Origin of the sequence: Vreelandella malpeensis (assembly GCF_020622355.1) — a bacterium.
Taxonomy (GTDB): Bacteria; Pseudomonadota; Gammaproteobacteria; order Pseudomonadales; family Halomonadaceae; genus Vreelandella; species Vreelandella malpeensis.
In genome coordinates this window covers 339,286-364,592 of sequence record NZ_WHVL01000003.1, presented here as the reverse complement: position 1 = coordinate 364,592, position 25,307 = coordinate 339,286, and the positions used below count along the sequence as shown (strand labels likewise).

At 61.8% G+C, this 25,307-nt stretch carries 25 protein-coding genes; 12 read left to right on the top strand and 13 right to left on the bottom strand.

The features are described 5' to 3' along the window. Window positions 1-60 precede the first annotated feature (60 nt). The 3 genes from GEV37_RS09945 to hexR all read right to left on the bottom strand — a co-directional run bounded on the left by GEV37_RS09945 (window position 61) and on the right by hexR (window position 4,377). Complete coding sequence (locus tag GEV37_RS09945; protein ID WP_227390081.1) at window positions 61-1,149, bottom strand: TRAP transporter substrate-binding protein; 1,089 nt, start codon at window positions 1,147-1,149, stop codon at window positions 61-63. A 99-nt stretch (window positions 1,150-1,248) separates the two neighbouring features. Next, the gene (gene uvrD / locus GEV37_RS09940) at window positions 1,249-3,447 is read right to left on the bottom strand and encodes a DNA helicase II (protein ID WP_227390080.1); all 2,199 of its coding nucleotides are present in this window, start codon (window positions 3,445-3,447) and stop codon (window positions 1,249-1,251) included. Window positions 3,448-3,522: 75 nt separating this feature from the next. Further along, entirely contained in the window at window positions 3,523-4,377 is an 855-nt protein-coding gene (hexR, locus tag GEV37_RS09935; protein WP_227390079.1) for a transcriptional regulator HexR, read from the bottom strand. A gap of 262 nt (window positions 4,378-4,639) precedes the next feature. On the opposite strand from hexR, the gene GEV37_RS09930 reads away from it, so the two are divergent. Then, window positions 4,640-4,858: a PA3496 family putative envelope integrity protein gene (locus tag GEV37_RS09930; protein ID WP_227390078.1), complete on the top strand. Its 219-nt coding sequence runs from the start codon at window positions 4,640-4,642 to the stop codon at window positions 4,856-4,858. Between the two features lie 56 nt (window positions 4,859-4,914). Here the strand turns inward: GEV37_RS09930 and GEV37_RS09925 are convergent, their stop codons facing one another. After that, the gene (locus tag GEV37_RS09925) at window positions 4,915-6,258 is read right to left on the bottom strand and encodes a sodium-dependent transporter (protein WP_227390077.1); all 1,344 of its coding nucleotides are present in this window, start codon (window positions 6,256-6,258) and stop codon (window positions 4,915-4,917) included. 163 nt (window positions 6,259-6,421) lie between these two features. Next, window positions 6,422-7,276, bottom strand: a complete 855-nt coding sequence (locus GEV37_RS09920) for a DUF72 domain-containing protein (protein WP_227390076.1) — start codon at window positions 7,274-7,276, stop codon at window positions 6,422-6,424. A gap of 90 nt (window positions 7,277-7,366) precedes the next feature. Between GEV37_RS09920 and aroQ the strand changes: the two genes are divergently transcribed. Continuing rightward, on the top strand, window positions 7,367-7,813 hold the full coding sequence (gene aroQ / locus GEV37_RS09915) for a type II 3-dehydroquinate dehydratase (protein ID WP_227390075.1): 447 nt from the start codon (window positions 7,367-7,369) through the stop codon (window positions 7,811-7,813). On the opposite strand, the gene GEV37_RS09910 is transcribed toward aroQ, so the two are convergent. Beyond that, complete coding sequence (locus GEV37_RS09910; RefSeq protein ID WP_227390074.1) at window positions 7,810-8,595, bottom strand: IclR family transcriptional regulator domain-containing protein; 786 nt, start codon at window positions 8,593-8,595, stop codon at window positions 7,810-7,812. The genes aroQ and GEV37_RS09910 overlap by 4 nt on opposite strands. Before the next feature lie 222 nt (window positions 8,596-8,817). Here GEV37_RS09910 and GEV37_RS09905 point away from each other — a divergent pair, with 222 nt between their 5' ends. From GEV37_RS09905 to GEV37_RS09890, 4 genes are all read left to right on the top strand, one after another. After that, window positions 8,818-9,801 carry a Bug family tripartite tricarboxylate transporter substrate binding protein gene (locus tag GEV37_RS09905; RefSeq protein WP_227390073.1) on the top strand — a complete coding sequence of 328 codons (984 nt, stop codon included), beginning with the start codon at window positions 8,818-8,820 and terminating at the stop codon, window positions 9,799-9,801. Between the two features lie 85 nt (window positions 9,802-9,886). After that, on the top strand, window positions 9,887-10,387 hold the full coding sequence (locus GEV37_RS09900) for a tripartite tricarboxylate transporter TctB family protein (RefSeq protein WP_227390072.1): 501 nt from the start codon (window positions 9,887-9,889) through the stop codon (window positions 10,385-10,387). 26 nt (window positions 10,388-10,413) lie between these two features. Then, window positions 10,414-11,919 carry a tripartite tricarboxylate transporter permease gene (locus tag GEV37_RS09895; protein WP_227390071.1) on the top strand — a complete coding sequence of 502 codons (1,506 nt, stop codon included), beginning with the start codon at window positions 10,414-10,416 and terminating at the stop codon, window positions 11,917-11,919. Between the two features lie 57 nt (window positions 11,920-11,976). Next, window positions 11,977-13,197 carry a CaiB/BaiF CoA transferase family protein gene (locus GEV37_RS09890; protein ID WP_227390070.1) on the top strand — a complete coding sequence of 407 codons (1,221 nt, stop codon included), beginning with the start codon at window positions 11,977-11,979 and terminating at the stop codon, window positions 13,195-13,197. 4 nt (window positions 13,198-13,201) lie between these two features. Here the strand turns inward: GEV37_RS09890 and GEV37_RS09885 are convergent, their stop codons facing one another. From GEV37_RS09885 to GEV37_RS09870, 4 genes are read right to left on the bottom strand one after another with little or no spacing between them, the layout of a single operon-like run. Further along, window positions 13,202-13,915 carry an SDR family NAD(P)-dependent oxidoreductase gene (locus tag GEV37_RS09885; protein ID WP_227390069.1) on the bottom strand — a complete coding sequence of 238 codons (714 nt, stop codon included), beginning with the start codon at window positions 13,913-13,915 and terminating at the stop codon, window positions 13,202-13,204. Between the two features lie 38 nt (window positions 13,916-13,953). Continuing rightward, on the bottom strand, window positions 13,954-14,244 hold the full coding sequence (gene catC, locus GEV37_RS09880) for a muconolactone Delta-isomerase (RefSeq protein WP_227390068.1): 291 nt from the start codon (window positions 14,242-14,244) through the stop codon (window positions 13,954-13,956). 35 nt (window positions 14,245-14,279) lie between these two features. Then, complete coding sequence (locus GEV37_RS09875) at window positions 14,280-14,576, bottom strand: YciI family protein (RefSeq protein ID WP_227390067.1); 297 nt, start codon at window positions 14,574-14,576, stop codon at window positions 14,280-14,282. A gap of 39 nt (window positions 14,577-14,615) precedes the next feature. Next, window positions 14,616-15,950 carry a short-chain fatty acid transporter gene (locus tag GEV37_RS09870; protein ID WP_227390066.1) on the bottom strand — a complete coding sequence of 445 codons (1,335 nt, stop codon included), beginning with the start codon at window positions 15,948-15,950 and terminating at the stop codon, window positions 14,616-14,618. 150 nt (window positions 15,951-16,100) lie between these two features. Here GEV37_RS09870 and GEV37_RS09865 point away from each other — a divergent pair, with 150 nt between their 5' ends. The 6 genes from GEV37_RS09865 (at window position 16,101) to GEV37_RS09840 (ending at window position 21,924) form a co-directional block, all read left to right on the top strand. After that, on the top strand, window positions 16,101-17,054 hold the full coding sequence (locus tag GEV37_RS09865; RefSeq protein ID WP_227390065.1) for a 3-hydroxyacyl-CoA dehydrogenase NAD-binding domain-containing protein: 954 nt from the start codon (window positions 16,101-16,103) through the stop codon (window positions 17,052-17,054). Beyond that, complete coding sequence (locus GEV37_RS09860) at window positions 17,038-18,078, top strand: cyclase family protein (protein ID WP_227390064.1); 1,041 nt, start codon at window positions 17,038-17,040, stop codon at window positions 18,076-18,078. The genes GEV37_RS09865 and GEV37_RS09860 overlap by 17 nt, the downstream gene beginning before the upstream one ends. Window positions 18,079-18,323: 245 nt before the next feature. Further along, complete coding sequence (locus GEV37_RS09855) at window positions 18,324-19,142, top strand: CoA transferase subunit A (protein ID WP_227390063.1); 819 nt, start codon at window positions 18,324-18,326, stop codon at window positions 19,140-19,142. After that, on the top strand, window positions 19,142-19,915 hold the full coding sequence (locus GEV37_RS09850; protein WP_227390062.1) for a CoA-transferase subunit beta: 774 nt from the start codon (window positions 19,142-19,144) through the stop codon (window positions 19,913-19,915). Before GEV37_RS09855 ends, GEV37_RS09850 begins: the two co-directional genes overlap by 1 nt. 10 nt (window positions 19,916-19,925) lie before the next feature. Then, window positions 19,926-21,128, top strand: a complete 1,203-nt coding sequence (gene pcaF, locus GEV37_RS09845; protein ID WP_227390061.1) for a 3-oxoadipyl-CoA thiolase — start codon at window positions 19,926-19,928, stop codon at window positions 21,126-21,128. A 10-nt stretch (window positions 21,129-21,138) separates the two neighbouring features. Beyond that, the gene (locus GEV37_RS09840; RefSeq protein WP_227390060.1) at window positions 21,139-21,924 is read left to right on the top strand and encodes an alpha/beta fold hydrolase; all 786 of its coding nucleotides are present in this window, start codon (window positions 21,139-21,141) and stop codon (window positions 21,922-21,924) included. Window positions 21,925-21,958: 34 nt separating this feature from the next. On the opposite strand, the gene GEV37_RS09835 is transcribed toward GEV37_RS09840, so the two are convergent. The 3 genes from GEV37_RS09835 to purU all read right to left on the bottom strand — a co-directional run bounded on the left by GEV37_RS09835 (window position 21,959) and on the right by purU (window position 25,263). Continuing rightward, window positions 21,959-22,660: a protein kinase family protein gene (locus GEV37_RS09835; protein ID WP_227390059.1), complete on the bottom strand. Its 702-nt coding sequence runs from the start codon at window positions 22,658-22,660 to the stop codon at window positions 21,959-21,961. 231 nt (window positions 22,661-22,891) lie between these two features. Further along, on the bottom strand, window positions 22,892-24,274 hold the full coding sequence (locus GEV37_RS09830) for an L-serine ammonia-lyase (protein ID WP_227390058.1): 1,383 nt from the start codon (window positions 24,272-24,274) through the stop codon (window positions 22,892-22,894). 122 nt (window positions 24,275-24,396) lie between these two features. Beyond that, window positions 24,397-25,263 (bottom strand): formyltetrahydrofolate deformylase, encoded by an 867-nt coding sequence (gene purU, locus GEV37_RS09825; protein WP_227390057.1) that lies wholly within the window; start codon window positions 25,261-25,263, stop codon window positions 24,397-24,399. Between the last annotated feature and the right edge of the window lie 44 nt (window positions 25,264-25,307).

Sequence of the window (25,307 nt, the reverse complement as noted above, 5' to 3'; positions counted from 1 at the left end):
GGGCAAAAAAAGGGCGTAAAAAAAGGGCGCTTGCGCGCCCTTGTCGATCCCTGGGTCTTGTCAGGCGCCGATGGCGTCGCGGCCCTTGAAGTAGGCGTACTCGCCGATGTCGCTGAACGGACGCATCAACTGCTGGAACGACGAGTAGGACTCGTAGACCCGGCGCGACTCTTCGTCGTTCTCGGTCTGGGTCTGGATCACCTGCTGAGAAGCCTCGAACAGCGCCTGCATGACGTCGTCCGGGAAGGTGCGAAGCTGTACGCCGTGCTCGTCGACCAGGGTTTCCAGCGCCTGGGCGTTATGGAAGGCGAACTCGGTGAACATGGCCAGATTCGAGGCCCGCGCTGCCTCGCGGATCACCGCCTGCAGGTCTTCCGGCAGCTCGTTCCAGACATCCAGGTTGATCATGGTCTCGACCAGCGCGCAGGGCTCGTTCCACACCGAGGTGTAGTAGTAGTCCGCCACCTGATGCAGGCCGAAGGCCATGTCGTTGTAGGGACCGACCCAGTCCGCGGCGTCGAGCACGCCGGTCTGAAGGGAGGTGAAGATCTCGGAACCCGGCAGGTTCACGGTGCTCACGCCGATGGCGTTCATTGCCTCGCCGGCAAGACCCGGCAGGCGCAGGCGCAGGCCCTGCATATCGGCCAGCGAGTTGATCTCCTTCTTGAACCAGCCGGCCATCTGCGGGCCGGTGTTGCCCACCGCGAAGGGCTTGAGGTTGTGGTTGGCGTAGACCTCGTCCCACAGCTCCTGGCCGCCGCCGTGGTAGATCCAGGCGTTCATCTCGGTGGTGGTCATGCCAAACGGCACGGCAGAGAAGAACTGCGACGCCGCGACCTTGCCGCGCCAGTAGTAGGGCGTGGAGTGACCCATTTCGGCGGTACCGGCGGCGACCGCGTCGAACACCTCGAGGGCCGGCACCAGCTCGCCGGCGCCGTGCACGCGGATGCGCATGCGACCGTTGGAAAGCTCCTCGACCCGGCGAGCGAAGTCGTTGGCACCGGTACCGAGCGCCGGGAAGTTCTTCGGCCAGGAGGTGACCATGTCCCAGGTGTAGGTTTCCTGGGCGTGGGCCGTGGCGACGAAGGGCGCGGCGGCGACACCGGCGGCGCCGAAGCCGGCGGTTTTCAGAAATTGGCGGCGTTGCATGGCGGGTTCTACTCCAGCAGGAAGTTTTTTATAGAAGTGTGCGTGGTTCAGCGTCCGCCGAGCAGTATGCGTCAGTTGGGTTTTATTGGGCAAGCTGGCCTAAAGTGGAGTGAGCTTGGCAAACCCGAGTACCAGCCACTTCACGCCTTCGCCTTCGAAGCTGACCTGTACCCGGGCGCGTGCGCCCTCGCCCTCGGCGTTGAGGATCATGCCCTCGCCGAACACCGGATGGCTGACGCGCTGGCCCACGTGCAGGGCGGGAAGGTCGTCATGCGCCTCGACGGAGGTTTGCGCGTAGCTTGGCCGCGAAGCGGTCACCGGGCGCGAGACGTGGCCGCGCAGGCGCACCTCTTCCAGCAGGTGCGCCGGCAGTTCGCGCAGAAAGCGCGACGGGCGCGGAAACACCTCCTTGCCGTGCAGCCGCCGGGTTTCGGCGTGGGTGAGGTAGAGCTTCTGCATGGCGCGGGTCACGCCGACGTAGCAGAGCCTGCGCTCCTCCTCGAGCCGGCCCGGCTCCTCCACCGACATCTTGTGCGGAAAAAGACCCTCTTCCACGCCGGCGATGAACACCACCGGGAACTCGAGGCCCTTGGCGGAGTGCAGGGTCATCAGCTGCACGCTGTCCTCGAACTCCTCGGCCTCGTGGTCGCCGGCGTTGAGCGCGGCTTCCGACAAGAACGCCTCGAGCGCCACCATGCCCTCGCCGGCCTCCGGGGTCTCGAACGCGTCGCCCTGGGTGAAGGCCCGCGCCGCGGTGACCAGCTCCTCCAGGTTCTCGACCCGCGCCTGGCCCTTCTCGCCGCGCTCGCTCTTGTGGTGCTCGATCAGTCCGGTGTGTTCGATGACGTGATCGATGATCTCGTGCAGCGCCAAGCCCGCTGCGTCGTTGTCGAGCTGCTCGATCAGGTTGGTGAATGCCTGTACCGCGTTGCCCGCCCGGCCCTTGAGCGTGCCGTCACCGAGGGCATCGTGCAGCGCCTGCCAGAGCGATATGCTTTCCAGGCGCGCGCGGTGGCGCACGATCTCGACGGTGCGCGTGCCGATGCCCCGGGTGGGCACGTTGATCACCCGCTCCAGTGAGGCGTCGTCGTCGCGGTTGAGCAGAAGCCGCAGGTAGGCCAGCGCGTTCTTGATCTCCAGACGCTCGTAGAAGCGGTGGCCGCCATAGATACGGTACGGCATGCCCTGGCGAATCAGCGTCTCCTCGATCAGCCGCGACTGGGCGTTGGAGCGGTACAGAATCGCCACGTCTCGGCGGTTGATGCCCTCGTCGACCTTCTCCTTGATGGTATCGACGATGTAGCGCGCCTCTTCGAGATCGTTGAAGCCGGCGTAGACCGAGATCGGTTCGCCTTCGGCGCCGTCGGTCCAGAGATTCTTGCCCATGCGCTCGCTGTTGTGGCTGATCAGGGCGTTGGCGGCGTCGAGAATCGCGCTGGTGGAGCGGTAGTTCTGTTCCAGGCGCACGGTTCTGGTGTTCGGGAACTCCTCTTCGAAGCGGCGGATATTCTCGATCTTCGCTCCGCGCCAGCCGTAGATCGACTGGTCGTCGTCGCCCACGGCGGTCATCGGGGTTTCAAGGCCGGTCAGAAGCTTCAGCCAGGCGTACTGCAGGGTGTTGGTGTCCTGAAACTCGTCCACCAGCACATGGCCGAAGCGCTCGCGGTAGTGCTTCAAAAGCGCCGGGGTGTCGCGCAGAAGCTCGAGACTCCTGAGCAGCAGCTCGCCGAAATCAACCAGGCCGCCGCGCTCGCAGGTGAACTGGTAGCGCTCGTAGAGCTCGACCATCTGGGCGAGATAGCCGTCGCCATCGACGTTGACCTGGTGCGGGCGTAGTCCCTCTTCCTTGCAGCCGGAGATGAAACCCTGCACCTGGCGCGGCGGGTAGCGCTCGTCGTCGACGTTGTAATCCTTGATCAGGCGCTTGATCAGGCGGAGCTGGTCGTCGGAGTCGATGATCTGGAAGTTCTGGGGAAGTTTGGCGTCCTGCCAGTGAGTGCGCAAAAGCCGATGGGCGATGGAGTGAAAGGTGCCCACCCAGACATGGCGCATCGAGATGCCCAGCAGTGCCTCCAGGCGGGTGCGCATTTCGCGCGCGGCCTTGTTGGTGAAGGTGACGGCGAGCAGTGCGTAGGGCGACAGGCCTTCGGCCTGCATCAGCCAGGCGATGCGGTGCACCAGCACCCGGGTTTTGCCCGAGCCCGCCCCGGCGAGCACCAGAAGGTTGCCTTGGGGGGCGCTGACCGCCTCGCGCTGGGCGGTATTGAGCTGGTCGAGAATCGCCGTTACGTCATCCATGGTCGCCGCTGCCGGTTTGCAAAGGGGCCGACAGTCTAGCACACGCCCGCCACTGGACGACCATACAGGGGCGGTTCAGCGCTCGTCGGGGTAGCGCAGCGTGTTGAGGCTCTTCTTGACGGCCTTCAACTGTTCGGCGAGCTTCGGCCCGCGCGTCTTGGCCACGCCCACCGCCAGCACGTCGATCAGCACCAGATGCGCGATGCGCGAGCTCAAGGGCGTGTAGATTTCGGTGTCCTCGTGCACGTCGATGTAGAGCGGCAGGCTCACCTCGTCGGCCAGCGGCGACTCGCTCGGACAGAGCCCGATCACCGTGGCACCGGCTTCTCGCGCCAGGCGCACGCTCGCCACCAGCGCCCGGGTGCGCCCGGTCTGGGAGATCGCCACCACCACGTCGCCCTCCTGGAGTGTGACCGCCGACATGTTCTGCATGTGTGGGTCGGCGTAGGCGGAAGTCGAGATCTGCAGACGAAAGAACTTGTGCTGGGCATCAAAGGCCACCGCCCCGGAGGCGCCGAAACCGTAGAACTCGACCCGGTTGGCCATCGCCAGGGCGTTGACCGCGCGCCCCAGCGCATCGTTGTCGAGCCGGTCGCGCACCGACAGCAGAGTGCCCACGGTGGAGTCGAAGATGCTGTGAGAGAACTCGGCGACCGAGTCGCTATCGTTCATCGAGAACTGGGCGAACTGGCTGCCCGAGGCCAGCATCTGGGCAAGCTGCAGCTTGAAGTCCTGAAAGCCGTTGCAGCCCAGTGCCCGGCAAAAGCGCACCACCGTAGGCTCGCTGACGCCGGCTTCGGTGGCGAGATCGACGATGCGCATGTGGATCACTTCGTCCGGGTTTCGCAGCACGAAGCGGGCGACTTTTTGCTCGGAGCGGCGAAAGTGCTCCATGCGGCGTCTCATTTCATCGAACAGGGCGCGACTCACGGTGAGCTCCTTCGAATGGGGTGCGGGGTCATGCACGCAGCGTTTTGAACCAGTATGCCTGAGTGACGGGCGTATTGCGCCGCCGATCAACGGATGATATGCCGCGCGGCACCAGCGTTTAAACGCCGTTTAGGTTTTCACGGCCGGGCCGTCATCATTTTGTCAAGTAGGTTATAGTAAGAAATGACGTGCCGCACTGCATCATATGACAGGCGTCATGGCTGCAGGCGGGGTCAACCTGCCACCTGGAGGGGCGTCGATCATGAAAAACGTCGAACGATTGACTTCGGTTAAAAGCGAGCTGCTCGATATCCTCATGGGCATCGAGGTCACCGAACACTCCCAGCGCCAGCGCAGCGCCGCCCAGCGTAGCCTGCGAGCGCGGCGCGGTATCGAGCGCCACCGCGAGTCCCTGAAGCTTTCCCGGGACATCGCCTGGCTCGCGGAGGACGAGGAGACGCCGGAAGGCGAACTCCACTAGCCCTTGAACGAAAAAGCCCTGCACATAGGCAGGGCCAGGGTCTGAGAGGCGACGGCTTACAGGAAGCCGGCCAGGAAGACGACGATCACACCCAGCGGTGCCACGTACTTGGTGAGCAGGTTCCACAGGCTGTAGTCGTAGACGTCCATGGCGAGCTCGCGACGCGCCTCTTCTTTTTCCAGGCAGCGCGAGTAGAAGACGATGGCGCCCAGGCCGGTCAGCGGCAGCAGTACCTTGCCGGTGAAGGTGTCCAGGAAGTCGAAGATGTTCAGGCCGAGGATCGAGACGTCCGCCCAGACGTTGAACGATAGAAGAGCTGCGATACCGACCAGCCACACCGCCACAGCGCCCACCAGCGTCGAGCCCAGACGGCTCAGCGGCGTACGCTCTTCCAGGGTTTCCACCACCGGCTCCAGCAGCGAGATCGCCGAGGTGAGCGCGGCGAAGGTCAGCAGCAGGAAGAACGCCAGGCCCAGCAGGCTTCCGCCGACCATGTTGCCGAAGGCGATCGGCAGCGTCACGAAGATCAGCCCCGGACCACTGGACGCATCGAGCCCGTTGGCGAAGACGATCGGGAAGATCGCCAGCCCCGCCAGCAGCGCGATGACGGTATCCAGCACGATGACCGTGCGCGCGGTGCTCAAGAGGTTCACGTCCTCGCCCAGGTACGAGCCGTAGGCCATCATGATGCCCATGCCGAGCGACAGCGTGAAGAAGGCCTGCCCCATGGCGGCCAGCATGACACCACCGTCGAGCGCGCCCCAGTCCGGGCTGAACATGAAGGAGAACGCCTCGCCGAAGAAGCCGCTCGTCGCGCCGTAGCCCACCAGTATCAGCAGCAGCACGACCAGCAGCGGCATCAGCACGCGTGCGGCGGCTTCGAGCCCCTTGGTCACCCCGCGCGCGACGATGCCCACGACCAGCACCATGAACAGCGTGTGCCAGATCAGAAGCGTCTCGGGATCGCCCAGCAGGCCCTCGAAGGCGGCGCCGCTGGCGTCGGCGTCCTGAGCGGTGAACGAACCCATCACCGAGCCCAGGGTATAGTTGAGCGACCAGCCGCCGATCACGCTATAGAAGGAGAGAATCAAGAACGCCGCCAGTACGCCGCTGATGCCCACCAGCGCCCAGCTGCGGCTGCGGCCATGGCGCGTGGCGAGGTCCGCCATGGTATTGATCGGGTTCTTCTGGCCGCGCCGGCCGATCATCCACTCGGCGACCAGAATCGGCAGGCCCACCAGCGCCACGCACGCCAGGTAGACCAGCACGAAGGCGGCGCCGCCGCTCTCGCCGGTCAGATAGGAAAAGCGCCAGATATTGCCCAGGCCGACCGCCGAGCCCGCTGCCGCCAGCACGAAGCCCATACGCGAGGACCACTGTGCGTGTGCCAGTTTTGCCATACATCACCTAAAGTTTTCGGATTGTCATGCGCCGTACGCCGCTGCACGCCCTTCGCTACAAGACGCGGCGGCGAAAGTACGCGCAATTTATATGAACGCTCCACGCCTTGCCAGTGACACTTTGGCTAGGTCGAGTGAGGTTGAGCGTAAAAGCCGAGACGTATCAAAAGAGCGACGCCTGGCTTTCCCCGGGGAAATCGTCAAGCGGGGGCAGGACGACACGCTCACGCAGCGCCTCGTAAAGTAGTCTCGCCATCAGCGGGGATTCACGATTGTCGGCGGTATGCACAAATAAGAAAGGGGTTTTCCCCTGACTTATCCACAAGGCGAGCCGCTTGATCCAGGGTTCGAAATAGCCGCTGTTGATGGCCTTGTCAATATGCCCGATGAAGCGCACGATCGGCCGATTCGCCGTCGAGAGCACGTGCAGCGGGAGTCTCGGCTTTTCGCCCTGCGCCTTGATGAGCCCTTCATGATGGCCGGCCGGGGTCGAGAACACCGGGCGAACGTCGAGCATGACCCGGTCTACGCCGTGAGTTATCAACAATTGGTTGAGCGCCTTCTCGGCCGCGTCCTTGGCAAAGAATGTCGGGTGGCGCACCTCGACCGCGCACGGGAGCTCGTTCGGCCACTGGCGCAGCAGCGCCTCTAACCGAGGCAGCTCATCCGGCCCGAAGTCCCGCGGCAGTTGCACCATGGTCGGCCCCATCCGGTTGTGAAGCGGCGCGAACGCCTCCAGAAACGCCCACGCTTCATCCAGCCGGGCCAGGCGCTGCTCGTGAGTGACCCGGGCGGGAAGCTTCAGACAAAACCGGAAATCCCGTGGCGTTTGACGCGCCCAGGCGGCGATGGTCGCAGGCTTCGGCGCGCCGCTGTAGAAAGTGGTATTGCCCTCGACGCTCGAGAACACCGTGGCGTAGTCGCTGAGCAGATCGGTCTTCGCATGGGGCGGATAGAGCGTGCCCTGCCAGTCCGGATTGGCCCACATGGGTAGGCCCAGGTAGAGAGGGAGGGTCATGAGGGCACTTGATGGGTTCGAAAGGCGTAATAAGGTAGCATCACCTCTTTCGAGGTGTCGACAACTCCTGGCGAACCAAGGCGCTCAATCATGACCATTTCCCGCGTACTGCTTCTCAACGGCCCGAATCTCAATCTGCTGGGGGGGCGGCAACCGGATATCTACGGCAAGGAAACGCTCGACGACATCGTGAGCCGACTACGTACCCAGGCAGTAAAAGCGCAGTGGGAGCTCAAGGATTTTCAAAGCAACCACGAAGGCGATCTCATCGACGCAGTGCAAGCCGCAAGATTGGATGGAACGCGGGCGATCATTGTCAATCCTGCCGCCTATTCGCATACCTCGGTTGCACTGCTCGATGCCCTCAATGCCTACGAGGGCATGGTGATAGAAGTTCATCTTTCCAATATTCACAAGCGAGAAGCGTTTCGCCACCACTCCTACGTATCGCAGCGCGCTGATGGCATTATTGCCGGGTTGGGCAGCCAGGGGTATATCGCAGCGCTGGATGCGGTGATCGCCCGGTTTGCGGCTTAGCCGCTGACCGTCGTTCTGATCAAGCGTGCCATTTCCTGCAGAAGCGGTAAGTGCTCTTTCAGGAGCGTATCGAGATCGACGCGTGCCACGTTGGTACTGATGTTGATGGCGCCCAAGAGCTTGCCCTGTGCATCGAAGGCGGGGACTGCCAGTGAACGAAGTCCTGGGTCGAGCTCTTGATCCACGATGGCATAACCCTGCTGGCGCGCTTGTATGATCTCGTCCTTGAGTCTGCTGACCGTGACGATCGTCTTGTCCGTATGGCGGTGCAAGTCGACCTGATCGAGATAGGCATCAAGATCGCTCACGGTCTTCTGAGCAAGCAGGATGCGGCCCATGGAGGTGTAGGCCGCAGGCAGGCGCGTGCCCACCGAAAGAGTAATGGCCATGAGTCGGTGGCGTGCCGCCGAACGGGCAACGTAGATGACGTCGTTCCCTTCGAGCAAGCCAAGCGACGATGATTCGCCGGTCTGTGCCGTGATGGCCTCGAGGCATTGCTGTATGACACCTCGGTAGTTGTTGGCGGATAGAAAGGCGTAACCGAGATTGAGCACCGGCGGAGCAAGCTCGAAATAGCGCTGCTGTTTACGAATGTAGCCCAGCGCGTGCAGCGTCAATAGAAAGCGCCTTGCCTTGGCGCGGTTCATGCCGGTGCGTTGAGCGACCTCGCTCAACGTCATGCGCGGATGTTCTTGATCGAATGCCCGGATGACTTCCAATCCACTGGCCAGAGCAGTCACGAAATCGCGGCTATCCGGGCTAAGGGTTTCTTCCTCGAGCATTGCCACTCCTGATTCGAATTTCAATGTGCACTCGAATTTAATGCATATTAGTTCGTTATGCGAACTAATATTTGTTTTTGATAAGTGTAATCGCCTACCTTTCTTCTATCAGACTAAAGTTGTGTTGGGAATGATTCAAGAGAACAGTAATCTTTATGTATGTATCGCGAATAATTGTTCGTAAGGCGAACAAAAAATACGACATATATAAGGAAAAATAAAATGAACAAGCTTTTAAGCACTGCCTGTCTAGCCTTGGGTGGCACCGCTGTGTTTCTCTCTGTCGGCGTTACCACGGCTTCTGCCGACTGGCCAACCAAGGACGTCCATCTGGTCGTTCCCTACGCACCCGGTGGCACGACCGATGTCCTGTCTCGACGCGTTGCCGATCTGCTGCAAGACGCCTTGGGCGCCAACGTGATCGTCGAGAACCGCCCTGGCGCCGGGTCGACGGTAGGTACCGGTCGTCTGGCTCGGGGTGGTCGCGATGCCGACCATACGCTGCTGATGGCATCTCCGGGACATACCATCGGTGCGGCGATCTATCCAGACCTGCCTTACGATCCGGTCGAAGACTTCGTCTTCATTCAGAACGTCATCGATATCCCCAACGTCATGGTGGTACCTACCAGTAGCCCCTATCAGTCCGTCGAGGAGTTCATCGAAGCCGCTCGAGAAGAAAACATGGCGTTCAGTCATAGCGGTGTCGGCAGCTCCATTCACATGTCGGGCGAACTGTTCAAGACGCTGACCGGATCGAACATGACGGCGGTGCCTTTCGCGGGTAGCGGTGCGGCCTTGCCGGCGCTGCTTGGAGGCGATGTCGACGTCTCGTTTGAAAACATGCCGACGGTGTATTCGCATATTCAGTCGGGTGACTTGCGCGCTCTGGCGGTGACCTCTCAGGAACGCTCGCCGTACCTGCCCGACGTACCCACGCTCTCCGAAATCGGCGTCGACAATCTCGATCAGTTCGTGACGACCGCCTGGTTCGGTCTCATCGCTCATAACTCTTTCCCCGAAGAAGGGTATGACGCCATGCAAGCTGCGCTGGATGAAGTGATGGAGCGCGAGGAGTTCCTGGATTTTGCCGAACAGCTCGGTGCGGAGCCAGGCCAGGTGGAGGGGGAAGCCTTCAAGCAGTTCGTGATCGATGATCTCGCTCGCTGGCAGGAAGTGGCCGAGCAGGCGGGTATTCGTCAGTAAACGACGAATAACGATGAAGACGAAGGTTGGAGACAACCTTCGTCTTTTCACGATTTTAAGAGCGAGTCCTCGCGGAGAGGCACCTATGTCCCTTTCAAGATCCAGCGCAGCGAACAGCGCCAAAGACACGATCGATATCGTGACCGGCCTCGTGCTATTGGTCCTGTCGTTAGTGCTCGCGTTCTATTTGATACCCAACTATATCGGCGAACCACCGATACTTCAGAACCCGATGATGTCCCCTCGGTGGCTGCCCAACATCGTCAGCTGGTTGATGCTGGCGTTTGCACTGCTGCTCGTGGCGCAAGGAGTACTCACTAAAACCGCTAAGGAAGGCGATGAACGAAAACTGGTAAAGGGCCCTGTCCGGCGCTTTCTCGTCATGATCGCGGGCATCCTGGTCTACGTTTTCTTCTTCGAGATGCTGGGGGCCATCCTGTCTGGCGTCTTGGCAACGGTGCTGCTCTTTTTGGCTCATCCCGTCAGGACCTGGTGGGCCTACGGGTTCGCAATCGCTCTCCCTGTCGGGGTCACCTTATTGTTCGTCAATGTCATGAACGTCCCTCTGCCGTTGATGCCGTTTTAAACATTATCCTCTTGATAAGGTGATATATGGATAATCTTGCAGAAGTGCTCCAGCTGTTCTTGAGCATCGACAATTTCATCGCGATCGCTCTGGGAGTGGTCATCGGCGTCACCGTCGGCTCCATTCCCGGCTTGACCGCGACCATGGCGGTTGCTCTGGCCCTTCCCTTCACCTTTTCCATGCAGCCCGTCGCGGCCATTCTGCTGCTGGTCGGTATCTACAAAGGGGGCATGTACGGTGGCTCGATAACCGCCATTCTGATCCGCACTCCCGGATCGCCTGCCTCTGCCTGTACCTTGCTCGACGGCTATCCGATGGCGCAGCAAGGACATGCCAAGAAGGCGCTCAAGACTGCCCTGTTCTCCTCGGTCATCGCGGACTTCATCTCGAACATCGCGCTGATCTTCTTCGCCGCCTACCTGGCCAAGATCGCGCTGAATTTCGGGGCGCCGGAGTTCTTCTGGCTGATCTGCTTTTCACTGACCATCATCATTTCCCTTTCCAGTGGTTCGATGGTGAAAGGGCTGCTGGCCGCCTTCATGGGCATCATGCTATCGCTGGTGGGGCTGGACTCGGTTTTCGGCTCCCAGCGCTTCACCTTCGGCAACTACAACCTGATGGACTCGATTTCCTTCATTCCGTTGCTGATCGGGCTGTTCGCCATACCGGAAATCATGGAGTTCTATCGCAAGAAAGCCATGCCCCACCTGAAGGCAAAGGCCAGCGGTGTCGGCATGACCCTCGTCGAGTTGAAACGCTGCATGAAGAGTATCGTGCGCGGAAGCCTGATCGGCGTCATCATCGGCGCCATTCCCGGCACCGGCGCCACGGCTGCCGCCTTCATTTCATACAGCGAGGCGCGTCGGCGTTCGCCCAACAAGGAGAATTTCGGCAAGGGTGAGGTCGAGGGGGTCGCTGCGGCGGAGGCCGGTAACAACGGGGTGGCCGGTGCAACCTTGATCCCGCTTCTATCCCTGGGGATTCCCGGCGATGTCATCACGGCCATCATTCTGGGGGCCTTCATGGTTCATGGCCTAACCCCGGGCCCCATCATGTTCCAGGAAAATCTATCGCTCATCTATGCGCTTTTCCTGGGTATCATGCTCAGCTCGGTCATCCTGCTGGTGGTCGGCAATGCCGCCATCAAGTATTTCTCGCTGATTGCGGACATTCCCAAGTCCATTCTGTTTCCCATCGTCTTGATGTTCTGCGTCTACGGCGCCTACGCCGTCAACAACACGACCTTCGATATCTGGGTGATGCTCGCTTTCGGCGTGGTGGGCTACGTGTTCAATCGCACCGGCATTCCGGCAGCCCCGTTTCTCATTGGTTTCATTCTGGGGCCGATGTTCGAGGACAATCTGAGGCGCTCCTTGCTGATCGGCAATGGCGATCTCTCGATCTTCGTGCGGGGTCCGATTACGTGGTTCTTCATCGTCATTACCTTTGGCTCCATTGCGCTCGCGCTGTATCGGTTCTTCCAGTCCCGCAAGGAGAAGACCGGGTCCAGCCCCGATAATCAGAGTGCTTGATCGCCGAGGGACCTTGATACGACAACCATCGTTGATGACGAATAAAGGAGAGTGACCATGCCGGGACCCTTGCAAGGATTGCGTGTACTTGACTTGAGCAGGGTAATGGCAGGCCCGTGGTGCACCCAGATGCTGGCGGACATGGGGGCGGAGGTGATCAAGATAGAGCGGCCGGGCCTGGGTGACGACACGCGTCATTGGGGGCCACCCTGGTGGCAGGGAGAGAGCTCCCAGGTGCCACAGTCGGCGTATTTCCTATCGGCGAATCGCGGCAAGCACTCGGTCACCGTCGATATCGCCCATCCCGATGGGCAGGCGTTGATCCATGAGCTGGCTGCCCAAAGCGATATCGTGGTCGAGAATTTCAAGACCGGCGGTCTGGCCGAGAAGCGCCTGGACTATGCCACTCTGTCTACGATCAACCCCGCCCTCATCTATTGCTCGATCACCGGATTTGGTCAAACCGGGCCCATGGCGGCGATGGCGGGGTACGACTATCTCGTCCAGGCCCAGGCCGGGCTCATGAGCATCACCGGTGTACCCGACGGCTTGCCCGGTGAAGGGCCTCAGCGCGTCGGCATGGCCGTGGCCGATCTGACCACGGGGATGAATGCGGTCGTGGCCATTCTCGGCGCCTTGCACCACCGACACCGGACAGGCGAAGGTCAGCATATCGACATGGCACTGCTCGATGTTCAGGTAAGCTGGCTTGCCAACCAGGCGCTCAATTACTTCTGCAGCGGCACGGCGCCGACGCGTACCGGTGAGTATCATCCCAATCTGGTGCCTTACCAGCCTTTCGTGACGGCCAGCGGCGAGAAGGTGATCATTGCCATCGGCAACGATGGTCAGTTTCGTCGTTTCTGCAGCGCCGTCGGCATGGAGAACGTGGCGAGTGACGCGCGCTTTGTCACCAACCCGCAACGCGTCAAGCACCGGGTCGCGCTGGTGGCGCTGATCAACGATGTGACACGCGGTTATGAAAGCGGCGCCCTGATGGCGCTGTTGCAATCGATCGGCGTGCCGTGTGGCCCGATTCAGAACATCGCTCAGGTCTTCGAGGACGAACAGGTCAAGGCGCGCGGCATGAAGATCGAGATGCCGGGAGCGTCGGGCAGGGTGCCTGGGGTGGCCAATCCCATCAAGTATTCCAGGACCGCGATCGAGTATGCCAAGGCGCCACCGGTGCTGGGAGAGGATACTCAGGACGTGCTTGCACGGCTGCTGGGCAAGGACGAAGAGGAGATTGCCCGCCTGCAGGCGGCGGGCGTCGTCTAAGGGCTCATCCGACGGTGACGCCACCACATACGAACAGGGTCTGGCCGGTCACGAAGCCGCTGCGTCGATCACAGAAAAAACTGACCGCATGGGCCACTTCGTCCGGCTGGCCCATGCGCTGTACCGGGATGTTGTCGATGATGCGCCGCGCCCGCTCGGAGTCCGGCGGATTGTTTTCCCAGAAGGCCGTCGTGGCGATAGGACCCGGCGCAACGCAGTTGACGGTAATGCCGTCCTTGGCAAGCTCCAGCGCCCAGGTACGCGACATGGCCTGCACCGCGCCCTTGGTGGCGCTGTAAAGCGTCCTTGCCTCCTTGCCCAGCACCACGCGACTGGCGTTGAAAACGATGCGCCCGTGCTTGCTTTCACGCAGCTTGGGCAGCAAGGCCTGAGTGCAGACCAGCGCCGCGCGCACGTTAAGATGCATCAGGGTATCGAAGTCAGCGATATCGGTGTCGTCGAGCAGTGCGGGGGCGACGATACCGACGTTATTGACCAGACAGCTGACGTCAAGATCGCGGGTGATTTCCTCGAGTCGTTGCCGCGTGGCCTCCACGTCCGAGAGATCCACCCGGTAGGCGTGGCCCTTGAGCGATTCGGCTTCCGGTTCGACGATGTCGAGAACGATGACACGGTAACCGTCTTGCTGTAGACGCAAGGCGATGGCCTGGCCGATGTTGCGGGCACCGCCGGTCACGACGGCATAGGAAGTGGTCATGAAGCGCTCCTGAAAAGAGGGGTCGCCGAGCGGGCGACTCAGCGGTCGTCGTCTCGGATGGAGGAGGGGTGGCGACAAAGGGGTGTCACCGAGATCGCCATGTAGGGAAACAGGGGGAGCCCGGAGAGAATTTCGTGCAGCTCGGCATTGTCTTCGACATCGAAGATGCTGACATTGGCGTAGCTGCCGGCAATACGCCACAAGTGGCGCCACGTGCCCCGTTGTTGCAGCGCCTGGGCGTACTCGCGCTCGCGTGTCTTGATGTCGTCGGCAACCTCGCTAGGCATATCCTGGGGCAGATTGACGACCATTTTCACATGAAAAAGCATCTCGTATCTCCAGCGTTGAAAAGGGTCGGAGGACGTTACAGATGGCAGGCGCCGTCCAGGTACGCCTTGCGCCAGCGACAGATCACGACGCGCTCGAACAGCGCGACCCGGCTGAAGGGGTCACCATCGATGAATGCCTGGGCTTCTTCGCGCGTCTCGTAGTCGACCAGATAGACCCCGCCGGACGCGCGTTGGCCGTCTTCCGACAGCTTGGCACCACAGGCCAGCAGTCGCTTCTTGTGGGCCTCCAGATAAGCCAGATGCTCGTCGCGCGTTGCAAGGCGCAGGTCGTGCTCACCGGGCTTGTCGAAGGTCTCGATCATGTAAGGCATCGTACTCTCCAGAATGGGTGACATGAAAAGAAACAGGCATCAGACGGCCAGGTAACCCCAGAGCCAGACAGCGGCACCGAAGACAAGCCCGAGATACATCAAGATCAGCACCATGTAGCCCATCACATCGCGCAGCTTCAGCCCCGAGATGGCGAGCACGGGTAGAATCCAGAAGGGCTGGACCATGTTGGTCCACTGATCGCCGATCTGAACCGCCAGGGCGGTAGCGGCATGGGAAGCCCCGAGGGCATTGGCCGCTTCGATCATCACCGGGCCCTGTACCGCCCATTGCCCGCCGCCGGAAGGCGCGAGAATGTTGATCACACCGCCACTGATGAACGACCAGATAGGCAGCGTACTGGCGCTCGAGATATCCACGAACAGCCCGGCAAAGCTCACCATCAGCCCCGATCCGACGAGTATGCCCATAATGCCGGCATAGAAGGGGTACTGGATGATGATGCCGGAAACGATGCGTACGCCATCGTTCAGCGCGGCGAGGTACTGAGCAGGAGAGGCGAACAGCAGTATGCCGAGGAACACGAAGGTAAAGTTGACCGTGTTGAGGTTCAGCGACCCGCCATCGAGGCTGTAGAGGGCGACGTACAGCATGCCCAGCAACCCGATGCCGATACCGATGATACGGCTATGGTTAAGTCGTTCGGCCAGGGTGGCGTTTCTGGCATCGACCAGCGGCGGCGCAACGGGCTTGACCACGGTGGCGGGATCGAGCTCGATGATGTCCTCGGAGCGCCTGGGATGCAGCCACGCATTGAACAGCGGCAGTGTCACGATGATGAAGAGGCTGGTCGCCAGCATGATGGGGGAAAAGATCGTTTCGGACAGCGGAACCAGGCCCATCGTCTGCTCGAGAAAGTGGCCTGGTGTCGCGATCAACAGCGGCACGCTTCCAGAAAGCCCGATCCCGTAGAGTGCAAAGCCCGAGTAGGCGGCCGCGATGACCAGAGGATAGTGCAGACCCCGCACGTTGAGCGCCAGCTTCTGGGCAACGATGCCGCCGATCACGAGACCAAAACCCCAGTTGAGCCAGCTGCCGATGCCGCCGACCAGCGTGGCGACCACGATGGCCATGAACGGTGTCTTGACGCGGCTGGCGATTCGGTCGAGAAGGCGGTCGACCAACGGCGTCTTTGCCAGGATGTAGCCGGCCAGCAAGATGACGGTCATCTGCATGCTGAACGCCAGTAGTCCCCAGAAGCCGTCTCCCCAGAAGCGCGTGGCCGCCAGCGGCGACGTGCCCTCGACCAGCATGGCGAGCAGAATCGTCAAGGCGGTCAGGAGGATCGCGATGACCAGTGGGTCCGGCATGTAACGATTGACCAGCCGGGTAAAGAAATTGGCCATAGCCTGCATGGCGATTCTCCAGAAGTTGAGATACTTTGTTCGTACGCATGGCGCACTAATGTTCGCTATATGGTCAATGATTGAGCGTATTGAGCTGGCTAACAATGCGACGTTGGTCGCAGCGATATTGAAAGTTCAAAAGCAACGAGGAAAGCGGGTATGGAAATGACACCCCCTATCGAGCGCGCCGTGGTCATCGGTGCAGGCACCATGGGCACCACCCTCGCCAAGCTGATGCTGGCCAATCGCCTGTCGGTATGCGTCATCGATAGCCGTGCAGCGGCTCTGGAAACCTGCCGACAGAAGATGGATCAGGCGTTTGCCGGCACGGATGTCGATACGACGCGGCTCGCCCTGCAAACGCACTGGTCCCGGGAAGACGAGAGCAGCATCGTCATCGAGAGCGTGCCGGAGAATCTGGAGATCAAGCGTGCCGTGATGTCCCGAGCCGAGGCGTATTGTGATCCGGCCACTCTAATCGTCACCAATACGTCCGGACTCTCGATCGATGCCATCGGCCGGGATATGCGCCATCCCGAACGTCTTGCGGGAGCGCATTTCTTCAACCCGGCGGATCTCATCCCGGCCGTGGAAGTCATCCCGGGCGCGGTCACGACGAAGGCCGCCCTTCATCGGACCTGCACCTTTCTCGAACGCCTCGGCAAGCGCCCGGCAGTATTGAAGCAGGCGGTACCCGGTTTCGTCGCCAACCGTATACAGCACGCCATCATGCGCGAATGTCTGTCGCTGCTGGAGAAGGGCGTCGTCGATATCGAGGCTCTGGACGATATCGTTCAGTTTTCCATCGGCGTGCGTCTGGCCTTGAGTGGACCGCTGCTGCAGCGTGATCTCAATGGCCTCGATACGCATCTCAACATCGCTCGCTACCTGTACGAGGATCTCGAGCGTACACGTGAACCGTCGCGGCTTCTCGAAGAACGCGTGGCCCAGGGTTGGCTGGGGGCGAAGTCAGGGCAAGGGTTCTATCGCTGGGATGATCAGCGTATCGAGGGCAGGCAACGCCGCACCCGAGAAGGTCTGGAGCGCGTCATCGCCGTGGCGATGCAGCACACCCACGAGGAAAAGGGCAGCGATCATGACGCATCAAAGTGACAACAAGCGTTGGCAACAACGGCCCGAGGGCGCCAACTGGGGTGATTTCGGAACGGACGATCAGTTGGGCAGGGTCAATCTGCTCACGGCAGAACAGGTACTCAAAGGAGCCCGGGAGGTATTGACCGGAAACGTGTTCAGCCTTTCGCTACCGCTGGATCTGCCTGGAGGCAACGCGCTCAATCCAAGGCGCTTCCCGCCCCGCCTCTCGCCGACGCGCCTGGACGGTAACGACTATGTCAATTTTCCGCTTTCCAGGGTGCATGAAGGGCTTCTCGATGTCATCAGCGACGATGAGGTGGTGCTCTCGCTTCAGTACTCGTCCCAGTGGGATTCGCTCGCCCATGTCGGTGCCCTCTTCGACGCCGATGGCGACGGGCATGCCGAGCGTTGTTACTACAACGGCTATCGGGCCAAGGCGGATATTCAGCACCTGAGCGCCGTCGATGGTGAAGCCAGCGCCTCTCGCGCACGTCGACTCGGGATCGAGCACATGGCCGTACACGGCATGCAGGGGCGCGGCGTCCTCGTCGACCTGGCGCGCGTGTTCGGGACCGGTCGAACCCTCGTCGGGTACGCAGAGCTGATGCACGCCATGAAAACGCTCGACGTCACGGTCGAGGCAGGCGACATGCTGGTGCTGCGCACCGGGTTCGCCGAGGAGGTGATGCGCATGGGAGGCCGGCCCGATACGACCCTTCTCAAGCGCACCGGCGCAGTCCTGGACGGGCGGGACGATGCACTGCTCGAGTGGATCGGAGATAGCCAGATCGCAACGCTGTGCGCGGACAACTACGCCGTCGAGAACGCCGATCACGAACTCGATGGGACCGAGTGCTGCAAGCTGCCGCTTCACCATCACTGCCTTTTCAAGCTTGGTTTGCCCTTGGCCGAGCTTTGGTATCTAGGACCTCTGGCGAACTGGTTAGCCGCTCATGGACGATCACGTTTCATGCTCACGGCACCTCCCTTGCGCCTGCCGGGCGCGATCGGCTCTCCCGTTACGCCGGTCGCGACGGTCTAACTGCTAGCAGCGCTCGTCATACTTTTGTCGTGATTTTTGCTCGCCTGGCGTTTCTGCCCGATGCCTTTTTACGACCTATGAGGTTGATAAGTCAGTTATTTACAAAGACGCCGAATCTAGGGTGACGTCCACCCTACCGTCTCCGGCATTTGACGCAAACGACTAACCTCATTATTTTGTTCGTATAACAAATCAGTGTTCGTATTGCGAACAACAGTGTCGGTGATCAGTCAAGAGGCAATCAAATGGCCGAGTTCCTTAGCCTGCATGACGCGGTAGCCCGTTTCGTCGAAGACGGCGCGACCGTGGCCATGGAAGGCTTTACCCATCTCATCCCGTTCGCGGCGGGCCACGAAGTGATTCGTCAGCAAAAGCGTGATCTCACCCTGATCCGCATGACGCCGGACATCATCTATGATCAGTTGATCGGCGCCGGCTGCGCGAAAAAGGTGATCTTTTCCTGGGGCGGCAACCCGGGCGTGGGCTCGCTTCACCGCCTGCGCGACGCCGTCGAGAAGGGCTGGCCGCACAAGGTCGAGATTCTCGAGCACAGCCACGCCGCCATGGCCTGCGCGTTCGAGGCGGGAGCGGCGGGCCTACCGCTGGCGGTGCTGCGCGGCTACGTGGGAAGCGAATTGCCCAGCGTCAACGACCAGATCAAGTTCATCGAGTGCCCGTTCACCGGCGAGCGGCTGGCGGCGGTGCCGTCGGTGCGTCCGGACGTCTCGATCATTCACGCCCAGCGGGCAGACCGCCAGGGTAACGTGCTGGTCGAAGGCATCGTCGGCGTACAGAAAGAGGCCGTATTGGCCGCCAGGCACAGCATCGTCACGGTCGAGGAGGTTGTCGACGATCTGGACACCCACCCCAATGCCTGCGTGATTCCCGGCTGGGCGATCAGCGCCATCGCCGTCGCCGAGAAAGGCGCGCTGCCGTCCTACACCCACGGCTACTACGGGCGCAGCAACCGTTTCTACAAGGAGTGGGACGCCATCGCCCGCGATCGCGATACCTTCACCCAGTGGCTTGACAACAACGTGCATCAAACAGGGGAGAGCGCCTGATGAGTCTCGAATACACCTCTTCCGAAATGATGACCGTCACCGCCGCCCGGGCGCTGGAGAACGGCTCGACCTGCTTCGTGGGCATCGGCTTGCCCTCGGAAGCCGCCAACCTGGCGCGGCTGACCTACGCCCCGGACGTGGTGCTGATCTACGAGTCCGGCACGCTGCAGACCAAGCCCAATGTGCTGCCGCTTTCCATCGGCGACGGGGAGCTTGCCGAAACCGCGCTGACCACCGTGGCGGTGCCGGAGATGTTTCGCTACTGGCTGCAGGGCGGCAAGATCGATGTCGGCTTTCTGGGCACCGCTCAGATCGACAAGTACTGCAACCTCAACACCACGCTGATCGGCGACTACCGCTCACCAAAAGTGCGCCTGCCCGGCGGCGGCGGGGCGCCCGAGATCGCCACCAACGCCGGCGAAGTGTTCATTACCCTGAAGCACTCCAGCCGTGCGTTCGTGGAGAAGGTCGACTTCGTCACCACTCTCGGCTTTGGCCGGGACGGCAAGGGCCGCGATAACGTGCCCAACATCGGCAAGGGGCCGACCCGGGTGATTACCGACCTGTGCGTTATGAAGCCGGACCCGGAGACCAGGGAGCTGGTCGTCGTCTCGCTGCACCCGGGTGTTTCCCGCGAGCAGGTGCAGGAGGCCACCGGCTGGGAGATCCGTTTCGCCGAGCAGCTGGAGATCACGCCCGAGCCCGGCGAGAACGAGCTGACCATTCTGCGCGAGCTGAAAGCGCGCACCGATCGCGCCCACGCCGGCCAGTAAGGAGTCCACCATGAGTGATGTCTATCTTTGTCACCCCCGCCGTACGGCGATCGGCCGCTTCGGCGGAACGCTCGCCCCGATACGTCCGGACGATATGGCCGCGACGATCTTCAAGGCGGTGCTCGCCGAGGTGCCGCAGCTCGACCCGGCAGCCATCGAGGAAGTTTTCATGGGCTGCGCCAACCAGGCCGGCGAGGACAACCGCAACGTGGCGCGCATGTCGTCGCTGCTGGCGGGTATTCCCTCCAGCGTGCCTGGCACCACCATGAACCGCTTGTGCGGCTCGGGCATGGATGCCGTGGGCACCGCGTTTCGCGCCATCAAGGCGGGTGAGATGGCGCTAGCCCTGGCCGGCGGCGTGGAGTCGATGTCCCGCGCGCCTTACGTGATGGGCAAGGCCGACAGCGCCTTCTCTCGTGGCCAAGCCATCGAGGACACCACCATCGGCTGGCGTTTCGTCAATCCGCTGATGAAAAAGTCCTTCGGCATCGACTCCATGCCGGAAACGGCGGAAAACGTCGCCGAGCAGTTCGGTATTTCCCGGGAGGATCAGGACGCCTTCGCGCTACGTTCCCAGCAGAAGGCCGCCGCTGCGCAAAAGGCCGGCCGCTTCTCCTGCGAGATCACCGCCATCGAGATTCCCCGGCGCAAGCAGGAGCCGCTGGTGTTCGATACCGACGAGCATCTGCGGGAAACCACCCTCGAGAAGCTCGCAGCGCTTCCCACGCCGTTTCGTGACGGCGGAAGCGTCACCGCCGGCAACGCTTCGGGCGTCAACGACGGCGCCGCCGCCATGCTGGTGGCAAGCGAAGAGGCGGTGAAGCAGCACGGCCTTGAGCCGATGGCGAAGATCATCGGTATGGCCACCGCGGGTGTCGAGCCGCGCATCATGGGCTACGGGCCTGTTCCCGCGGTCAAGAAACTGCTGGCGCGCACCGGCGTGTCGCTTGATGAGATCGACGTGTTCGAGTTCAACGAGGCGTTTGCTGCCCAGGCGTTGGCCTGCATGCGCGACCTGGGCCTCGAAGATGACGACCCGCGGATCAACCCCAACGGTGGTGCGATCGCACTCGGCCACCCGCTCGGCATGTCCGGCGCGCGGCTGCTGCTCACCGCCGCCCATGAGCTCCATCAAAGCGGCAAGCGCTATGCGCTGTGCACCATGTGCGTCGGTGTCGGTCAGGGCATCGCTACGCTGATCGAACGCGCCTGAGGGAGGTTGCATGGCATATCTGGAGTTCAACGGCCGCAGCGTCGCCTACCGGTTGCTCGGCGCCCAGACCAACCCGCTGGTGGTCCTGGCGCATCCGCTGGGCATGAGCCAGGCCGTCTGGGACGACATGCTGCCGGCGTTGTTGCCGCGCTATCGTGTGCTGACCTGGGACCTGCCCGGCCACGGTGCAAGCGAAAGCGTGAACGGTGAGCGCGTCACGCCGGCGGATCTCGCCGACGAAGCGCTCGCGCTGATAGCTCAGGCTGGCGACGCACGTTTTCACTTCGTGGGTACGTCCATCGGCGGGGTGATCGGGCAGCGGCTGATCGAAGCCCACAGCGACCGGCTACTATCGGCCACGCTGACCAATACCGGCGCGGTCATCGGCAATCCCGATCTCTGGAACACCCGTGCCGCGCGGGTGCGTGACGAAGGACTCGAGGCGATGGCCGGGGAGATCGTGCCGCGCTGGTTTGGGCCGAAAGCGCTCGAGGCGAGCCCCGGGCTTAAAGCGGGCTGGTGTGTGCAGATGGGCCGCAGCGACGATGAGTCCTATGCTCAGCTCTGCGAGATGCTGGGCCGCGCTACCTTCACCGGTAAGCTTTCCGGCAAGAGAGTAAAGGTTCAGCTGCTTGGCGGTAGCGACGATCTGGCCACGCCGCCGGACACTCTTGCAGCGCTGGCCAAGGAGCTCGACGGTGCGCCGCTGACGATCTTCAACGACGTGGGGCACGTGCCGTCCATCGAAGCTCCCGAAAAGCTGCTGTACAAGGTTCACGAGATGTCGAAGCAGTAACGGCGGACGAGATTCAAGCGAGAGTACAGGAAGGTCAGAAACAAGGTGCCAGCTTGACCCGTAACCGGGTGCGATAGGCAGCGTCGTTGATACGACTGTTGGCCAACATGCGGTCCAGCAGCGCGCCACGCTTTTTTGCCGAGCTCGGTAGCGCTTTGACGTGCGTATCGATCCAGACAAGGTGACCTTGAGCGTCGATCAGCAGGTTGTCCAGGTGCAGGTCACGGTGGTAGTAGCCCGCCTGGGCGAGTTCGATCACTTGATTTGCCAGAGTGTCGATGAATGCCGTACGGCCCGGCTCGTCGAGCGCCTCGAAGTGGGCGCTACCCGTCACGCAGCCGTCCAGCCGCTCCATGGCGTAGAGCGAGCCGAGCGGGTTCAGAAAGTTGAGCGCCACGCCATAGCAGCGCACATCGACGGTGTTCTGCCCCACTTTCTGCAGAATGCGGCGGCTGGTGAACTCCTTGTAGGCGTCGTAAGAGCCGGTCAGGCGCTTGGAGATGATGTCGCGTCCCAGCCAGCGCCAGAAGTGCTCCTTGGGGGAGTACTTATCCCGAACCAACTTGAACAAGGTGCTCGAACGCGCTTGGAAATAGAAGTGGCTACTACTCCGAAGGTCCAGTTCGGGCAGTGACGTCAGCGGCTCCGTGTCCAGGCGAGTCCTCGACTGGGGCGACTTGACCCAATACCAGCTTGCCCCATGAACGAAGCGAAAGCGCTGCAACCTTTTGCGCATGAGAAAACCTAATAAGCCACGCCAGGACGAGGCCTGGATCGTGATGGACGAGAATGGTCAAAGCGTGGCTCCAAGCATTGCGGGAGCAGCGAGAAAGGCGAGAATAGCCGAACCGTTACGAGACCAAACCCTAAGCCTAGTCGTTACACTGCTAATCTCAAGGACTTTCGCGTTTTACGGCGCCCTGCCTTGAAAAAGCCCGGCGCCATTGCTTGGCAGGAGGTGCGTCGATCAACATTCGATGGCATTCACCGCGAGCCCGCCTTTTGACGTCTCCTTGTACTTGTCGAGCATGTCGCGGCCGGTGTCGCGCATGGTGCGGATCACTTTATCCAGCGAGATGAAGTGGGTGCCGTCGCCGTGCAGTGCCATTTGCGCTGCATTGATCGCCTTGATCGTGGCGATGGCGTTGCGCTCGATGCAGGGCACCTGAACGAGGCCGCCGACTGGGTCGCAGGTCAGCCCCAGGTTGTGCTCCAGGCCGATTTCCGCAGCGTGTTCGACCTGCTCCGGCGTTGCGCCCATCACCTCGGCCAGCCCCGCGGCGGCCATGGCGCAGGCGGAGCCGACCTCGCCCTGGCAGCCCACCTCGGCCCCAGAAATGGAGGCGTTTTTCTTGCACAGGATGCCGATGGCGCCTGCGGCGAGCAGGAAGTCGACCACGTTACGCTCGCTGGAACCGGCCTGGAACTTCATGTAGTAGTGCAGCACCGCCGGGATGATGCCCGCCGCGCCGTTGGTCGGTGCGGTGACCATGCGCCCGCCGGCGGCGTTCTCCTCGTTGACGGCGAGTGCGAAGATGTTGACCCACTCCATGGCCGAAAACGTGGTCGCGATCAGGCACGGGTTTTTTTCTGCGGCCTGCAGGCGTTGGTGCAGCAATTTGGCGCGCCGTTTGACGTTGAGCCCGCCAGGCAGCACGCCTTCGTGGGTGAGGCCGTTGTCGACGCACTCGCACATCACCCGCCAGATGCGCCACAGCTCGTCACGCACTTCCTGCTCGGGCCGCCAGGTCGTCTCGTTGGCCATCATCAGCTGGCTGACGCTCATCTTCTCGCGCCGGCAAAGCTGCAAGAGCTCCTCGGCGGAGTTGAAGTCGAAGGGGATCTCGGCGCTGTCCATGTCCTCGAGCTTCGCGTCCACCTGGTGCTGGTCGACGACGAAGCCGCCACCGACCGAGTAGTAGGTGTTGGCCAGCAGCGTCTGGCCGGCCTCGTCAAAAGCGCAGAGCTTCATGGCGTTGGGGTGGTGGGGGAGGCTTTCATCGTGAAAGCGCATGTCGCGCTCCCAGACGAAGGTGACATCCTGCTGGCGACCCAGTGACAGCGCCTGGGTCTGCTTGAGCGCTGCGATCGCGGGGCCGATGATCGACGGATCGATCCGGTCCGGGCGCTCGCCGAGCAGGCCCATGATGATGGCGTGGTCGGTGCCGTGGCCCACGCCGGTGGCAGAGAGCGAGCCGTAAAGGTGCACCTCCACCCGGCTGGTCCGGTCGAGTACGCCGGCGTCCTCCACCGCCGCGGCGAACTTGAAGGCCGCCATCATGGGGCCGACCGTGTGCGAGCTGGAGGGCCCGACGCCGATCTTGAAAAGGTCGAAGACACTGATAGGCATGGAAGACCTCTGATGAGAATGCCGCGCCGGCTCACCGGCAGCGGGCAAGGTCGCAAGCAGGTGAGTCGACGTCGTTTATTGTACTTACTGTAGCCAAGGCCTGCGGGGGTAATGCAAGGCGGTCAGTTGCCGAACACGACCGTGCGTCCGCCGTGCAGGAACACTCGCCGCTCCAGGTGGTAGCCGATGGCCCGGGCCAGCGTCAGGCACTCGATGTCGCGCCCCTTGGCCACCAGATCCTCGGGATAATGGGCATGATCTACCGGCTCGACGCCCTGGGCAATGATCGGACCTTCGTCCAGGTCGTTGTTGATGTAGTGGGCGGTGGCACCCACCAGCTTCACACCCTTGTCGTAGGCCTGGTGGTAGGGTTTGGCGCCCTTGAAGCCGGGCAGCAACGAGTGATGGATATTGATTGCCCGCCCGTCCAGCAGCTCGCACATGCGCGGTGAGAGCACCTGCATGTAGCGCGCCAGGATGACCAGCTCCGCGCCTGTCTGCTCGATGATCTCGAGCACCTGCGCTTCCTGCTCGACCTTGGTGTCCGGGGTGATCGGCAGATGATGGTAGGGCAGGTCGTGCCAGCGCGCCAAGGGTTCCAGGTCCGGGTGGTTGGAGACGATCGCCTTGATATCAAGCGCCAGCTGCCCGGTACGGTAGCGGTAGAGCATATCGTTCAGGCAGTGGTCTGCCTTGGAGACCAGAATGACCGCGCCGGTGCGCTTGGCCGGCGGCGTCAGCTCGAAGCTCATGTCGAAGTCCGCAGCCCGTGGCAGAAAGCTTTCCTCGAACGCCTTCTGGTCGAACGCGTCGCGCTCCGGGCGAAACTCCGCACGAATGAAGAAGCGTTCCCCCAGCCGGTCATCGAAGGAGCTGAGCTCGGTGATATAGCAGTGCTGCTCTTTTAAAAACCGGGTGACGACATCGACCGTGCCCAGAATGCTGGGGCACTGGGCGGTGATGATCCAGGTATCCGTTAGTCGGCTCATGGCGCTTCTCATTCATCAAGTTCAGTTCATCAAGGTCAGTTCAT